Below are 14,638 nucleotides of genomic sequence, written 5' to 3'. Positions count from 1 at the left end.
GCAATTGCTGGATGCCCTTTTAGTTTAAAAAGAACAGTAGTTCCCCCTTCAGGGGGGTAGGGGGTATTATCCTCCGCTTTTTACCCTGCCTTTTTCGTCGTCGGCGCCGCTGCGGTGCTCGCGAGATTTGATAGAACTGTTACCAAAATTGTAGGTAACCGTAAAGCGGCCAACTCTTGTATCGTTGCGTTGTTTTATATCAAAGTTATTGTTTAGCGCGTGGCTGCTTAGGTCGTTACGGCGTATCTTAAATACATCGTCACAAGCCAGCTTAAGGTTAAGCTTTTTGTTCATGAACGATTTGCTTATACCCATATCTACCGCATAACGTGGTTTAATATTATATATACCATATGTTAAAGGCGACTGGTAATCGCCCATTACCTCTAAGCGGTAACCCGAAAACTTAAACGTTTGCGTTAAACGGCCCTGGAAAGCCGCCTTGCCTGTGTTAAAATTGAAACCGGCCAGTGTATCAGCTTTAAAGCCCAGGTAAAACCCGGTAAGGTTTACATTACCTTCCCACCATTTGGTAATAGTAAAGGGGCTGTTCACATTAATATTGTAACCGGTTTGGGTTTGTAAGTTTTGGTGTGTTTCGAAGGTTTTATTACCCTCTGATAATATCAGTTCGGTTATGGCATCGGTAGTGCGGCTGTAACCCAGGCTTACGTTTAACGAGTGGTTGTAAGTATAATTAAACTCGAAATTTTGGGTGTATTGCGGGTTAAGGAACGCATTACCCTGCGAGTAGGTGTAAGGGTCAAGGTAATAAACAAAAGGGTTCAGGTCATCATACCCCGGCCTGTCTATACGGCGGCTATACGAAAAGCTTATCTCGTTTTTATCATTTAGCGTGCGGTTAACAAACACACTCGGGAAAAGGTTAAGGTAGCTGCGTTTTACCGGTGTGCTGCCCATTAGGTTACCGTTAGATCGGGTTTGCTCAGCACGTAAGCCTAATTGTATAGATGCTTTTTTAAACTGCTTGTTTAAATTGATATAACCCGCGGCTATTTTTTCGTCATAAATAAAGCGGTTGGTACGGTTAATATCGTTTATATAATCAACATTGTTGTTCGCATCTATGGTGCCTATTTGCGCCTGCAAATCATTATCGGTTTTAACACTGCTAAACTTAGCGCCTGTTTCCAGTTTTATGGTTTTGCTTAGCGGTTTGGCATAATCAACCTTGCCGGTGTATATACTAATAACCGATGGTGTTTGATTGCGTAATAACTGCGGAGCATGCTGCGGGCTGCCATCCTGTAAAAAATAGTTGGTGGTGTATTGGGCGTTTGAGTTGTTTTTAAATTTAGAGTAATCAAGGTCAAAGCTCAACTCTTGGCCGTTGGTATCAATTTTTAGCCTGTCGTTAAGGTTAACGGCAAAATTTTTATAGGCCTGGTTAACGGTTGATATGGTATTTAACGATGAATCGGCGACACCAAACTGTTTACCTATTATGGTAGCTGTATTGTTATCGTCGTAACCGGTATTATTATAGCCACTTACCACAAAGCCAATGGTATGCTTAGCTGTAAGGTCATAATCGGCACCAAGGCGGTAATTATTATAGTGGTTTGCGCTTGGCATGTGCGATAGCTGGTTAAAATAGTTTTTGTTACCCAAACTATCAGATACTACCCGGTTTAGGCCCAGGTCATGAAAGCGTTTGTTATCACCACGGCTTAGGGTGGTAAATACGTTTAAGTTACCCTCTTTATGGTTAAGGTTTAAGCTGGTATTATCCCTCCAGTAACGGCCTTTAGCCACACCGGCGGTAATGCTGCCATTTGTACCCGATTGCGTGTTCTTTTTTAGCTTGATATTGATGATACCCGAATTGCCCGCCGCATCGTACTTAGCCGATGGGTTGGTAATTATCTCGATAGATTTAATGGTATTGCCATCGGTAGATCGTAACAGGGTTGCCAATTGGGCGGCGGTAAGATAGGTAAGCTTGTCGTTTATCATAACCGTTACCCCTTGCTTACCTTTAAGGCTAATGTTATCATCCTTATCTACCGTAACGCCGGGCGCCCTGGCTAATATTTCCATGGCTGTATTACCTGCCGCCAGTACGCTGTTTTCAACGTTCATTACAGTGCGGTCTATCTTGCGCTCAATTAATGGCTTGGCGGCTACAATGCTTACGCCTTGCAAATTGCGGCTGCTAACCAGCATGGTAATGGCGGGTGCAGTAACAGCGCTTTGCGCCGCTATTATTTCAAAGGCGGGGCTATAGCTGGTTTGATAACCCACGTTGGTAGCCTTTACAATGTATTTGCCCTCGGCAATATGGTCGATAGTGTATATACCGGCATCGTTAGTTAAGGTGCTTTTAACCGCTGTAGAGTCGGCCGCGCGCAATAAGGTTACGGTGGCATAGTCTACAGGTTTGCCCTGCTCGTTTTTTAATGATCCCGAAACGGTTAGGTTTGGCGGGTTGCTGCCCATTGCATACATGGTGGCCGATGCAAGGGTAAATAATATGATGTATAATAATTTAAGCGTTTTCATGGTGTAAAAATTTGGCAATAGATATCCCTGGAAGGTTTCCCTTCATTTTTTAAAAAGTAAATAGTTTGTTTGTGTTATTGCGGGTTTATATCCCTATGGTTAGATGGTAGTGCTTTGTGAGGTTTTATTCATAACATATATAATTTATGCGTTAAGGCGATGTTGCGTTTTTATATAAGATGATAAAATACCCCCTAAGGTTACACTTAAAATAAACTTTTTAATACCGGGAAGGCTATTTTAGCAACTTCGCTATAAATAGAAAAGCCATTTTCTACAGGTTTTTCAACCACTGTTTGTTTATCAAGTGCATTAACACGCTGCTGATGAGCAGCATGGCTAATGCTGACATAATAATAGAAAGGTAATATAAGCCCGCTGAAGATCAGCAGGCCTATATGCTTAATAATTAGTTTCATTATTCTCCAATTTTTTTCAAGCTGTCAGCAGTTGCTTTTTGGGCCGGTGTTAATGGTATCACCACAGTATCAACCTTGCATTGTATGCCGTTCTCGGTCATTATAAACTTGGCCGATGTCGCGTTTTCCTGCTTGTTTACGTTTTTGCAATCCCATACGCTTAAATCGCGCACAAACCTGTCCATATCCTGGTCTATCACCACTTTATAATTCAATGGTACTTTAAGTATAAGGTGCAATTCCTGTGCGCGCCATAACCTGTCGTCTTGTTTTTCAAGTCGGCGGTTAAACTTTAAGGTAGCGCCATCCTGCACAAATTGGTAAGTAGTACCACGGGCGTTAAATAACGCATCTTCGTAATCGCTGCCGCGCGCGCTAAACGATTCTACCAATACCGGCTGCGCAACGTCGCTTTTTTCGATATACAGATCGATATTCCTATCCGGCATATCCATATTGCTATCATCGTCGTTGTCAAGAATTATCTTGCCCCTAAAATCTTCTTTAATTTTAAGGCGTATACTATCTTCTTTGGTTAGGTATTTAATATCGTTCAGCTTTAAAACATAAGTGCTATCGGCAACAGGTTTTAAGTTGATGGTTTGGCTAAAGCTTGCACCGGCTTTAAATTCGGCGCTGGTTTTTGCTGTGTAGTAAATAACTACACTTAAGGCAACCACCCATACCATTAACAATGCCGACCCGGCTGTGCGGTTAATTACATTGCCCTTAAATACAAAATTAATAATAGCTAATATGATAGACAGCAATGGAATAATACACATTATTAATAGCGCCACTATAAATATGTTGTTTACCTGGTGGTTTACAATGTTAAAAGGGAATATATGGTAAATGCCCATATTGCTGTTGCCGTAAGCAAAAGCAGTTACTACGGCAATAACCAAAGCTACTATGGCAGCAAATGCCGATAGTAAAATGGTAATAGCAATTAACTTTAATAAAACCTTGCCCGCACCGCCTATAAAATTACCCAGGTGGCCAAAAAAGTCGCCGGCAAAATCGCGGGTTTTATAAATAAGGGGGCGAGCTTCCTGGCCCATATTGTTAAGGCTGTTGCGCACACCGCTCAGCTCTTCTTCAAAGTTGTTTTTAAAACCTTGCAGGTCCAGCTTTTGGCCTTTCATGGCCATGCGGTCGGCACGGGTAACTGCTTTAGGCACAACAATCCATAGTATTATATATAGTATAAAGCCTACACCGCCCATTGGTGTTAAAAAAGCGAACAGCAGGCGTATCCATACCGGGTTAAAATCAAAGTAGCTGGCAATGCCCGAGCATACACCTGCAATCAGGTGGTCGTCAGGGTCGCGAAACAGGCGGCGGCTTTCGGTATTATAAGCATAGTGGGGGTGAGCGCCCTTAGGGCTTTCGTCTTCGGCCGATTCAAAATCCTGTACCGAGCCCATTTGCTCAACCACTTTGGTTACGTCAAATTCAACAATAACCTGTTTGCCCTCTTTAAGCAAAATCTCGTTAAACATTTCGGCAATGCGGTTCTCAATATCGGTAGTGATCTCGAGGCTGTCGGCCGAATTCATAAAATGACGCTTAACCTCGGTCATATAGGTTTTAAGTATATCATAGGCATCCTCTTCTATATGAAAAACGGTGCCGTTTATGTTGATGATAATAGTTTTATTCATGATGGTGATAGTTTAATAGGGTGATTTAATTGTTTCTGTCGCCTATGGCAGTTTGTACAGCATATAAAAGTTCCTGCCATGTGCCATCAAGCTGCTCCAGCACCTTTCGGCCCTCGTCAGACAGGATGTAGTATTTGCGTGGCGGCCCCGATGTAGACTCGACCCAGTTGTACGACAGCAGGCCATTATTCTTTAACCGGGTTAATAAAGGGTATAGAGTACCCTCAACAACAAGCAGCCGGGCTTTGCGCAATTCGGATATGATATCCGATGCATATATCTCGCCCTTTGCTATAATGGAAAGTATGCAATACTCCAGTATGCCTTTCCTCATTTGGGTTTGGGTGTTTTCAACAATCATAATGCAAAGATATATGTTTTAGAATGTATTATGCAATACATAGTACTATATTTTTTAATTATTTATTCTTTTTGGGACTATTAGCGAATTATTTTTTATAAAAAGCATGTTTTTTTAACAATTAATTTGATTTATTGATAACGTAACACTACTTTTATGATTAATTAACTATTAACTGATCTTATTATTAACAAACATGAAAAAACTTCTACTAGTAAGTTTGTGTTTCCTGATGTTAGGCATAGCACAGGTTTATGCACAAAATCGTACGATTACTGGTACAGTTACTTCAAAGGATGACGGTTTGCCGTTACCAGGAGTAAGTGTTACAGTAACAGGAACAACAATTGGTACACAATCCAATGTTTCGGGTAAGTATACCCTTTCCGTGCCAGCAACGGCAAAATCATTAACCTTTTCTTTCATCGGTTTTTCAAGGCAACAAGTTGCTATTGGCTCAACTGATGTAGTAAGCGTTTCACTTGCTTCAAGTGCAAGCCAACTAAGCGAAGTAGTTGTAACGGGTGTATTTGGTATCAAATCAAACTCACGTTCATCTTCAAACTCTGCGCAGGTTGTTGGTGCTACAGCTTTGAACACAGTGCGTCAAACCAACCTTAACAACGCCCTTGCGGGTAAAGTTGCAGGTTTACAGGTACGTAGCCAATCATCAGCAGCTTTAGGCCGTAACACCGAGGTTCGTCTTCGTGGTGCCGGTGGCTTTGGTGCTGGTAGCGGTGCTTTGTACGTTGTTGATGGTACTGTATTGCCAAACGCCGATGACCTTAGCCCTGATGATATCGAAGACGTTTCGGTATTACAAGGCCCTGCTGCATCTGCACAGTTTGGTTCGCAAGGTGCTAACGGTGCTATCGTAATCACTACTAAAAAAGCCAAAAAGAATGGCGGTGTTGGTATTGATGTAAATTTAGGTGCGCAGTTTGACAAGGCTTACATTTTGCCTAACTACCAAAACTCTTATGGTGGTGGTGCAAATGCCGACTTTACCGAGTATACCTGGAAAGCTGGTGACCCTGATGGCTGGAAAGCTTTAAGCGGCAAATACTACCCTGACTATAGCGATGACTCGAGTTGGGGCCCTAAATTGGTTGGTCAAGAATATATACCTTGGTATGCATGGGCAGCAGGTACTAAATATTCTTTCAAAACAGCAACCTGGGATCCGCAGCCAAGCAGTGCTTCAGATTTCTTCCAAACAGGTGTGAATTTGAACAACTCTATTGCGTTTAACAAAGCAGCAGACGATTATAGCTTCAAACTATCTTACAACAATCAATATGTGAAAGGCTTAATCCCTACACAGGATTTGAAAAAGAACGTTTTAAACTTAAATGCAAGCTACGATATTAGCAAAAAATTAAACTTTTCTGCTAACATCAACTACGTAAACCAAAAGGTTAATGGTGAGGTAAATGATAGCTACGCTAACCAAACCTCAGGTTCATTCAGTTCATGGTATCACCGTGATATCGACATGAACATCATGAAAGAATTAAGAGCGTTACAATCTCCGGATGGTACCTATGTAAGCTGGAACCACTTAAACCCAACTGCATACGACCCGGCTAATCCTTCTAAATTTTATGCTGGTAACTACTGGTACAACTTTTATACCTACCAGGATTTTTACAAACAATACCAAAACCGCGACCGTTTATACGGAAACGTAGCTTTAACTTACAAAATCACTAAAGATTTAAACTTAAGGGCTACTTACCGTAAAAACCAGGAGTTTGGTTATTACGAAGGCAGAGAGTATTCCGAGTTAAAATACAGCCAAACACAAACTGGTCGTAAAGGTTACTACTCAACAAGCGAGTACAACTCAAACCGCGAAAACTATGAGTTTTTAGCATCCTATAAAAAGACCATCAGTGACTTTAGCATTGATGCAAGTGTTGGTACAGACTCTTATAACCTGACATATAAAGACCTATCTGCAAGTACTGTAGACGGTTTAGGTATTGATAACTTGTTTACCATTGGTAACTCGGTATCTAACCCGGCATTTGGTAACGGTAGGGTTAAAGAAAAATATAATGCAATAGTTGGTTTATTGAACGTAGGCTATAAAAACGTGTTGTTCATCAACGGTAGCTTACGTAACGATTGGTATTCAACCTTACCATCAGATCACAATAGCGTTTTATCAAAATCATTAGGTGGTTCATTCGTTTTCAGCGAATTACTTAAAGGACAAGATAGCTGGTTAAGCTTTGGTAAAGCAAGAGTACCATGGGGAGAGATTCCTAATGCATTGGGAACAAATAACGAAAATTTCGGTGCTTACAGATACCCGGGCTCTGCTTATGGAGTGGGTTCAAACAAGTTTAACGGAAACATTCTGATGGCTACCCCAGATCAATTTGTTGACCCGGCTATTAAAGGCGCGGTGGCTAGTTCAACAGAGTTTGGTTTAGATCTACGCTTCCTGAATGACCGTTTAGGCTTTAGCTCTACTTATTTTACTGCTACACAAAAAGGATTACCATATACCCTCTCTGTTAATGGAGCCTCTGGCTTTTCATCTATATTAACCAACATTGGTTTAATCTCCAGAGCAGGCTTAGAGTTTAAATTAGATGCTGCTCCTGTTAAGTCGCCAAACTTTAACTGGAATATTACTGCAACTTATTCAAACTTAATTAGAAATACCATTGTAGAAATAAGCAACAAATACAAAGTTGATCGTATCAACGTTAGTGGCCAACAAGTTTGGGGTTCAACCATGCCTTACCTAATTCAACAAAAAGGTAAAGAGTGGGGTCAAATTTTTGGTAATGGTATCCTTCGTAACTCTGCAGGTGTGCCTGTACTTGATGCAAATGGTTTCTACAAAAATGATCCTAACGTATACTTTGGTAGCGTATTACCTAAACACCAGGGTGGTTTACAAAACAGTTTCAACCTGTTCCACGATTTTGATGTGAGAGTAAATATTGACTACCAATTTGGTGGTAAATTCGTTTCGTTATCAAACCAGTGGGGTTCATACAGCGGTTTAACTGCACGTACTGCAGGTGTTAACGATAAAGGTAACCCAATACGTGATGCTGTTGCCGATGGTGGTGGTGTACATACCACAGGTGTTGATGTTGATGGTAACCCTGTTAGCTTTTATGTTAATGCTAAGGATTATTTCCAAAACTTATACAACAACAAAACTTTTGATGATTACATATACGATCTTACTTTCGTAAAATTACGTGAGCTTTCTATTGGTTACCGTATCCCTACTGCTAAATTAGGTATCTCTAAATACATCAAGAGCGCTAAATTTGCAGTTGTTGGTCGCGACCTTTGGTTATTATATGCCAAAACAAAAGATTTTGATCCATCACAGATCAGTGCAGTTACTGGTGAACAAAGCCAATTGCCAGGTACAAGAGGCATAGGCTTTAACCTTAGCTTAAGTTTTTAATAATTGCTTAACTAAAAACATTATTTAAACAATAAAAAGATGAAAAAAATATATTTATATACACTTACAACCGCATTGATTTGGGGAGCTGCCGGTTGTAAAAAGCCTAGCGACTTTGGGGATACAAACGTAAACCCTGCGGCCACTACAACGCCTATCATTTCGGCTCTGTTAACTAATGCAGAAGTGGGTGTAGCCGGTTATGCCTCAAATTTTACAGAGGCTATTTCTGGCGGCCAGTACGCACAGTATTTTACAGAAACCCAATATTCTGGTACGTCGTTATATTCAACACCGCAAAACTCTTTTACAGGTACTTACAGCGGTATATTGTACGATTTGCAGAATATCATTAACTTAAACCAAAGCAAAAATACATCAGTAGCTGCATCTATATTACAGCAGTACCTGTTTTGGGTAATTACCGATGATTGGGGAGATGTGCCTTACAGCGAAGCCCTTAAAGGCTTAGATGCGATAACCCCTGTTTACGATAAGCAACAAGATATCTACAAAGGTATCCTTACCAACTTGACATCAGCTGTAGCAGCTTTTGATGGTTCGTCATCATTAGCCGGTGATGTTATTTATGGTGGTGATGTTGCTAAGTGGAAAAAGGCAGCAAACTCTTTAAGAATGTTGGTTGCTGTACAAATGTCAAAAAGGTTCCCAGGCGCAAGCGATTATGCTGCAACACAATTTAAAGCGGCTTTAGCTGCAGGTGGCATTACTTCAAACGCAGATAACTTCCAGGTTAAATTCCCTGGCGGTAGCTACAAAAGCAACTGGTACAGCTTGTACGATGGTCGTAAAGATTATGCAGAAGCGCAAACCTTGACTGATATTATGAAAGGTTTTAACGATACACGTACCAATGCATACGGTGGCGATTCTGAAGCTGCAGGTAGCACAGGTTCATCAAGTAATGGTAACCCTTACGGTTTAGAACGTAGTAAGGCAATTGCATTTACCGATGCTAACAATGATTGGGCACGTGTTTTACGTGGCGATTTACGTGCTGCTGATGGTATTGTTTATGTTATCACATCTGCCGAAACATGGTTGGCCAGGGCAGAAGCTGCTAACTTGGGTTGGACAGGTGAATCGGTTCGATCTACTTACAAAAGTGGTATTGATCAATCATATGAGCAATGGGGTGTTGGTGCACCAGCAGCAGGTTATTATACCCAAGCGGGTGTAGTGGTTACTGATGCTCCTCAGCCTGGTTTAACAAGTGCTAATACTAAGGCAATTGCAATCCAAAGGTGGATAACAAGCTATCCGGATGGTCATCAGGGATGGAATGTATGGCGCAAGTCGGGTTATCCTGAGTTAACCCCTGCTCCTGATGCTGTAAACACATCTAAACAAATTGTTAGAAGGTTTACCTATGCATCAACCGAGTACGGTAGTAACACCGATAACGTAAATGCTGCTGTTGCAAGGTTAACGGGTGGCGATAGCCAAGACTCACGTGTTTGGTGGGATGTACAATAATTTTTAACAGACTTTTAAAATAAAAGATATGAAAAATACTTTAATAAAATATCTGGCTGTTGCGGCTTCGGTAGTTGTTCTTTTCGGCTCTTGCCGTAAAGATTCATTCCAGGGCGAGCAATCAGAAGGTAAGGGTACATCCTTTGTACGACTTTACGAAGCCCCTTTACGAAACTTATACTTTGATAAGTTTTCTGATATAAAGGAAGTTACCTTGTTTAACATCAGGAGAGACGCAGCAAGTAGTGCTGATCTAAAAAAGGCAATCACCGTCACTCTAAAGCCTCTTGCTTTAGTTGCAGTTGATTCGGCATACCTTGATTACACCTTTTTACCAACAACTATTGCGTCTTTAAACAACGCAGCACTTAGCGGTTCTATAGGTGGCGACATCACAGTTAACTTTGGTGCAGGACAGGATATCCAAAAATTTGCTGTAAAACTGGACGGATCGAAATTCGATTTGACCAAAAAATATGCAATTGCTTACGAAATATCCGATGCAAGCGGCCTGACTTCAAAAGTAGGAAAAGATACTATTCTTGTAACAGTTGGTATCAAAAACTACTTAGAAGGTAACTACCATGCAACAGGTGTATTTACACACCCTACAGGTGGTCCAAGACCGATAGATGAGGCTAAATATTTAGGTACCAATGGTCCAAACACAGTTTCAACTACTGTAGGTGACCTTGGTGGTTATGATTTAGAACTTACTGTTGACCCTGCTACTAACAAAGTAACGGTTGGTGGCTCAGTTAGTCCTGCTCAACCTATCGAGCCGGTACCTGGGTTAACTAATACTTACGATCCTGCTACTAAAACGTTCCACGTTAACTACCAATACATTGGTGGTGGTGGCTACCGTGTGGTACAAGAAGATCTTGAATTCACTTCAAGATAATACTGAGTATATAACATTAAAAAGCCCGCTTCGGTATTTACCGAAGCGGGCTTTTTATTTGACAGTAATCTTTGGGCTAAAACTTACCGCAGCAGGTGCATCTTTTATACAGGGTTACTATATTGCGTAAAAAAGGTATACGGAAGAGCCATTAATTAAATAGCCTATTTTTTATCAACGCTATACTTACCCGGCCCTACAAAAAGTAAGCCTGCAAATACAAAGGCTAATTCAACAGCATGTGCCGCGCCTTGCAGGCCATCGCCTTTGCCAAAATGGGTAGCTGCGGCTACTATAAGGTTAATAAGCAGCAGCAAACAAACCGGCCTAAAGGCAAGGCCTATTAAAAACAAAAAGCCGCCTAAGGTTTCTACTACTGCAGCCAAAAAGCCCCATACTACAGGTAAAAAGGTAATGCCCACATATTTTGTTGAAGTGCCCAAACCGGCCCAGCCCTCGGGGCCTCCTAATAATTTGGGATAGCCGTGGTACACCATCATTGCGCCCAGGCCCACCCTGATAATTAATAAACCGGTATTGCGGTAATTGTTTAAACTGCCAAATAATGCCATAATGTAAATGTTTAAGATGTGTTTATAGGTAATTAATATCAACCAGGTTGTTGTTAACGGAAAGATTTACTTTTTTGCCCAGCACCAGGCTGCAATTATTAGGCACGTGGCCCGCCGGGAAATCAAAGCAAACAGGGTAATCGTATTCTTGCACTACATCCATCACAATTTGCGGGATGGTTTGACCAAAAGGGATATCGTTATCCTTCATATCGGTAAAGCCGCCTACAATAAGGCCGGCCAAATGCTTAAGCTTACCTGCACGTTTTAGGTTGCGCAACATGCGGTCTATCGAGTACAGGTACTCGCCCACATCCTCAATAAAAAGCACTTTGCCAGTATAATCCATATCACTTACCGAGCCGGATGCGGCTATCAGTAACGATAGGTTGCCGCCAATTAATAGGCCACTACCTTCGCCAACGCGGTTTAATGGATTAGGTGCCAACTGATAACTTAATTCCTCGCCAAACAATGCCTTACGCAAGGTTTCGAGCGAATAGGCCGATGCATCCGGGATGTTTAACGGCATTTGCCCGTGTATACAAGGCAAGCCGTAATTGCTGATGATATGCGAATGCAGCAGGGTAATATCGCTAAAGCCAACCATCCATTTTGGTTGCGTAGCCAGGCGGCTAAAATCAACCATATCTATCATCCTGATAGTACCGTAACCGCCGCGAGCGGCTATAATGGCCTTAATGCTATCGTCATCAATAAAGCGCTGCATATCTTTAGCCCTAAAGGCATCATCGCCCGCAAATTGATGGTATGATGCGTTTACAGTATCGCCCAAAACAACCTCCAGGCCCCAGCTGCTTAACAATTTTACAGCATCTGTCATGGGTATGGACAGCTTTTTGGCGGGGCAGGTTATGGCAACTTTGTCGCCTTTTTTAAGGGAAGGTGGTTGCGCGCCCCAAAATTGGTTAGTAGGCATTAAGCTGAATGTTTATGTAAATGTATCAAAGCAGGCCCACACTAAGCCATACGTACTTTGCGTTGTCCGCCCACTTTCTGATTTAAAAAAATTATCTTTGCAAATTAATAAACATACCTGTTTTAATGTCGCAACTTAACAAATATAAAAGATACACCATTACATCGGCGCTGCCTTATGCAAACGGGCCGCTGCACATTGGCCATTTAGCGGGGGCATACTTGCCTGCAGATATTTTTGTACGCTACCTAAGGCTGATGAAAAAGGATGTAGTTTACATTTGCGGTTCCGACGAACATGGCGCGGCCATCACCATTAAGGCTAAAAAAGAAGGCACAACACCACAGGCAATAATTGATAAATACCACAACCAGATAAAAGATAGCTTTGCCGAATTTGGGATATCATTTGATATTTATCACCGTACTTCATCGGCTATTCATCACGATCTGTCGCAGGAATTTTTCCTGAACTTGTACGAAAAGGGAGAGTTTATCGAAAAATTCTCTGAGCAGTATTACGACGAAGAATTTGACCAGTTTTTGGCCGACAGGTACATAACTGGTACCTGCCCGGTATGCAGCTACGATAAAGCCTACGGCGACCAGTGCGAAAATTGCGGCACATCGTTAAACCCTACCGACCTGATAGACCCGATATCCACCCTGAGCAATAAAAGGCCCATATTAAAACCAACCAAGCATTGGTATTTGCCATTAGATAAATACCAGCCATGGCTTGAAAAATGGATAGACGAAAAGGAAGGCGAGTGGAAGGTAAACGTGTTTGGCCAATGCCGGTCGTGGTTAAAATCGGGCTTGCAGCCCCGATCGATGACGCGCGATTTGGATTGGGGTATTGATGTACCCTTGGCCGAGGCAAAAGGCAAAAAGCTATACGTTTGGATGGATGCCCCTATAGGCTATATATCGGCCACCAAGCAGTGGGCAATTGATAATGGTAAAGATTGGCAGCAGTACTGGAAACAACAGCCCAACGAGGCCGATAACGCCTGCCTGATGCACTTTATAGGCAAGGATAACATTGTGTTCCATTGCATCATCTTCCCTGCTATATTAAAGGCCCATGGCGATTACATTTTACCGCAAAACGTACCTGCCAACGAGTTTTTAAACCTTGAGGGTGATAAGCTATCTACATCGCGCAACCACGCGGTTTGGCTGCACGAATATTTAGAAGAGTTCCCCGGTAAGCAGGATGAGTTGCGCTATGTGCTCACCTCGATACTACCCGAAACCAGCGACAGCGAGTTTACCTGGAAAGATTACCAGGCGCGCGTAAATAACGAATTAGTAGCCATACTGGGTAACTACGTTAACCGGGTAATGATACTGATGCATAAGTATTACGATGGCAAGGTAGAAAGCGATAATAGCCTGGTTAAGCTAAGCAGCGAAGCCCTTAACAGCGAACTGGGCGGCTATTACGACGATTTGGGCAAAAACCTGGAGAGCTACCGCTTTAGGGCAGCATTGCAAAACGTAATGGATATTGCCCGCATGGGTAACCGTTACCTAACCGAGCAGGAACCCTGGAAAACCATAAAAACAGACCCTGCCGCGGCTAAAACCGCCTTGCATAACAACCTGGTATTAATAGGCCACCTGGCTACCTGCCTGCAGCCGTTTTTACCCGGTACAGCCGCCAAAATTTTTGGCATGCTAAATGTTGATGCCGTAGCCTTTGACCAGGAAATGATTTTTAACAATGGCCACCAGTTAAACGCCGCAGCTTTACTGTTCGAAAAGGTAGAGGATGAAGCCATTGCCATACAGGTACAAAAACTGGCCGATAAAAAGCAAGCGTCGGCAGTGGTGGTGCAACCTGTTGTGGCCCCAGCTAAAGAAAACATCAGCTTTGATACTTTTGCCGCGATGGATATACGCACCGGCACCATTTTAACCGCCGAAAAGGTGGCTAAGACCAAGAAACTGCTAAAGCTGACCATAGATACAGGCATAGATCAACGCACCGTAGTATCGGGCATTGCAGAGCAGTTTGAGCCCGAAAACATTATAGGCAAACAGGTAAGCATTTTGGTAAACCTGGAGCCAAGAGAAATAAAGGGCATCATGAGCCAGGGGATGATATTAATGGCCGAGAACGCCGAAGGCAAGCTTAGCTTTGTAGCCCCTGCCGACCAAATGCCAAACGGCGCGGTAACCAGATAGATCTTAGATGTGCAACTATGCGGATGTGCAAATGTGCAGATGGATTTTATCGATTTTAAATTAAGCCTTAAAAATTGAGCTATAATTTGCACATTTGCACATTAATTATCTGCACATCTGC

The 14,638-nt window shown here is 42.2% G+C and carries 10 protein-coding genes; 4 read left to right on the top strand and 6 right to left on the bottom strand.

The genetic code is table 11. The features are described 5' to 3' along the window. Window positions 1–66: 66 nt before the first annotated feature. The 4 genes from FFF34_012245 to FFF34_012230 form a co-directional block, all read right to left on the bottom strand. Window positions 67–2,523: a TonB-dependent receptor gene (locus FFF34_012245; protein ID TSD64670.1), complete on the bottom strand. Its 2,457-nt coding sequence runs from the start codon at window positions 2,521–2,523 to the stop codon at window positions 67–69. A 206-nt stretch (window positions 2,524–2,729) separates the two neighbouring features. Next, window positions 2,730–2,942: a hypothetical protein gene (locus FFF34_012240; GenBank protein ID TSD64669.1), complete on the bottom strand. Its 213-nt coding sequence runs from the start codon at window positions 2,940–2,942 to the stop codon at window positions 2,730–2,732. Then, complete coding sequence (locus tag FFF34_012235; protein ID TSD64668.1) at window positions 2,942–4,609, bottom strand: PspC domain-containing protein; 1,668 nt, start codon at window positions 4,607–4,609, stop codon at window positions 2,942–2,944. Before FFF34_012235 ends, FFF34_012240 begins: the two co-directional genes overlap by 1 nt. A 25-nt stretch (window positions 4,610–4,634) precedes the next feature. Further along, entirely contained in the window at window positions 4,635–4,970 is a 336-nt protein-coding gene (locus FFF34_012230) for a PadR family transcriptional regulator (GenBank protein TSD64667.1), read from the bottom strand. A 196-nt stretch (window positions 4,971–5,166) separates the two neighbouring features. Between FFF34_012230 and FFF34_012225 the strand changes: the two genes are divergently transcribed. The 3 genes from FFF34_012225 to FFF34_012215 are packed head-to-tail and all read left to right on the top strand — an operon-like array spanning window position 5,167 to window position 10,813. Beyond that, window positions 5,167–8,412, top strand: coding sequence for a SusC/RagA family TonB-linked outer membrane protein (locus FFF34_012225; protein ID TSD64666.1), 3,246 nt, complete (start codon window positions 5,167–5,169; stop codon window positions 8,410–8,412). A 39-nt stretch (window positions 8,413–8,451) separates the two neighbouring features. Beyond that, window positions 8,452–9,909, top strand: coding sequence for a SusD/RagB family nutrient-binding outer membrane lipoprotein (locus FFF34_012220; protein TSD64665.1), 1,458 nt, complete (start codon window positions 8,452–8,454; stop codon window positions 9,907–9,909). A gap of 28 nt (window positions 9,910–9,937) precedes the next feature. Then, complete coding sequence (locus FFF34_012215; protein TSD64664.1) at window positions 9,938–10,813, top strand: hypothetical protein; 876 nt, start codon at window positions 9,938–9,940, stop codon at window positions 10,811–10,813. A gap of 164 nt (window positions 10,814–10,977) precedes the next feature. Here the strand turns inward: FFF34_012215 and FFF34_012210 are convergent, their stop codons facing one another. Together FFF34_012210 and FFF34_012205 are read right to left on the bottom strand one after the other, a co-directional pair. Next, window positions 10,978–11,385 (bottom strand): DoxX family protein, encoded by a 408-nt coding sequence (locus FFF34_012210; GenBank protein ID TSD64663.1) that lies wholly within the window; start codon window positions 11,383–11,385, stop codon window positions 10,978–10,980. A gap of 22 nt (window positions 11,386–11,407) precedes the next feature. Continuing rightward, window positions 11,408–12,325, bottom strand: coding sequence for an LD-carboxypeptidase (locus FFF34_012205; GenBank protein TSD64662.1), 918 nt, complete (start codon window positions 12,323–12,325; stop codon window positions 11,408–11,410). A gap of 125 nt (window positions 12,326–12,450) precedes the next feature. Here FFF34_012205 and metG point away from each other — a divergent pair, with 125 nt between their 5' ends. After that, complete coding sequence (gene metG / locus FFF34_012200; protein TSD64661.1) at window positions 12,451–14,517, top strand: methionine--tRNA ligase; 2,067 nt, start codon at window positions 12,451–12,453, stop codon at window positions 14,515–14,517. Window positions 14,518–14,638 lie beyond the last annotated feature (121 nt).

It is taken from the genome of Inquilinus sp. KBS0705 (genome assembly GCA_005938025.2).
Taxonomy (GTDB): Bacteria; Bacteroidota; Bacteroidia; order Sphingobacteriales; family Sphingobacteriaceae; genus Mucilaginibacter.
The sequence above is the reverse complement of the archived record's forward strand: the minus strand, read 5'-3'. Positions and strand labels throughout refer to the sequence as shown.

Bases quoted from the DNA above. Each gene is read 5' to 3' on its own strand.
- FFF34_012225 (TSD64666.1), top strand. From the start codon at position 5,167: ATGAAAAAACTTCTACTAGTAAGTTTGTGTTTCCTGATGTTAGGCATA.
- FFF34_012215 (TSD64664.1), top strand. From the start codon at position 9,938: ATGAAAAATACTTTAATAAAATATCTGGCTGTTGCGGCTTCGGTAGTT.
- metG (TSD64661.1), top strand. From the start codon at position 12,451: ATGTCGCAACTTAACAAATATAAAAGATACACCATTACATCGGCGCTG.
- FFF34_012210 (TSD64663.1), bottom strand. From the start codon at position 11,385: ATGGCATTATTTGGCAGTTTAAACAATTACCGCAATACCGGTTTATTA.
- FFF34_012245 (TSD64670.1), bottom strand. From the start codon at position 2,523: ATGAAAACGCTTAAATTATTATACATCATATTATTTACCCTTGCATCG.
- FFF34_012230 (TSD64667.1), bottom strand. From the start codon at position 4,970: ATGATTGTTGAAAACACCCAAACCCAAATGAGGAAAGGCATACTGGAG.
- FFF34_012240 (TSD64669.1), bottom strand. From the start codon at position 2,942: ATGAAACTAATTATTAAGCATATAGGCCTGCTGATCTTCAGCGGGCTT.
- FFF34_012205 (TSD64662.1), bottom strand. From the start codon at position 12,325: ATGCCTACTAACCAATTTTGGGGCGCGCAACCACCTTCCCTTAAAAAA.
- FFF34_012235 (TSD64668.1), bottom strand. From the start codon at position 4,609: ATGAATAAAACTATTATCATCAACATAAACGGCACCGTTTTTCATATA.
- FFF34_012220 (TSD64665.1), top strand. From the start codon at position 8,452: ATGAAAAAAATATATTTATATACACTTACAACCGCATTGATTTGGGGA.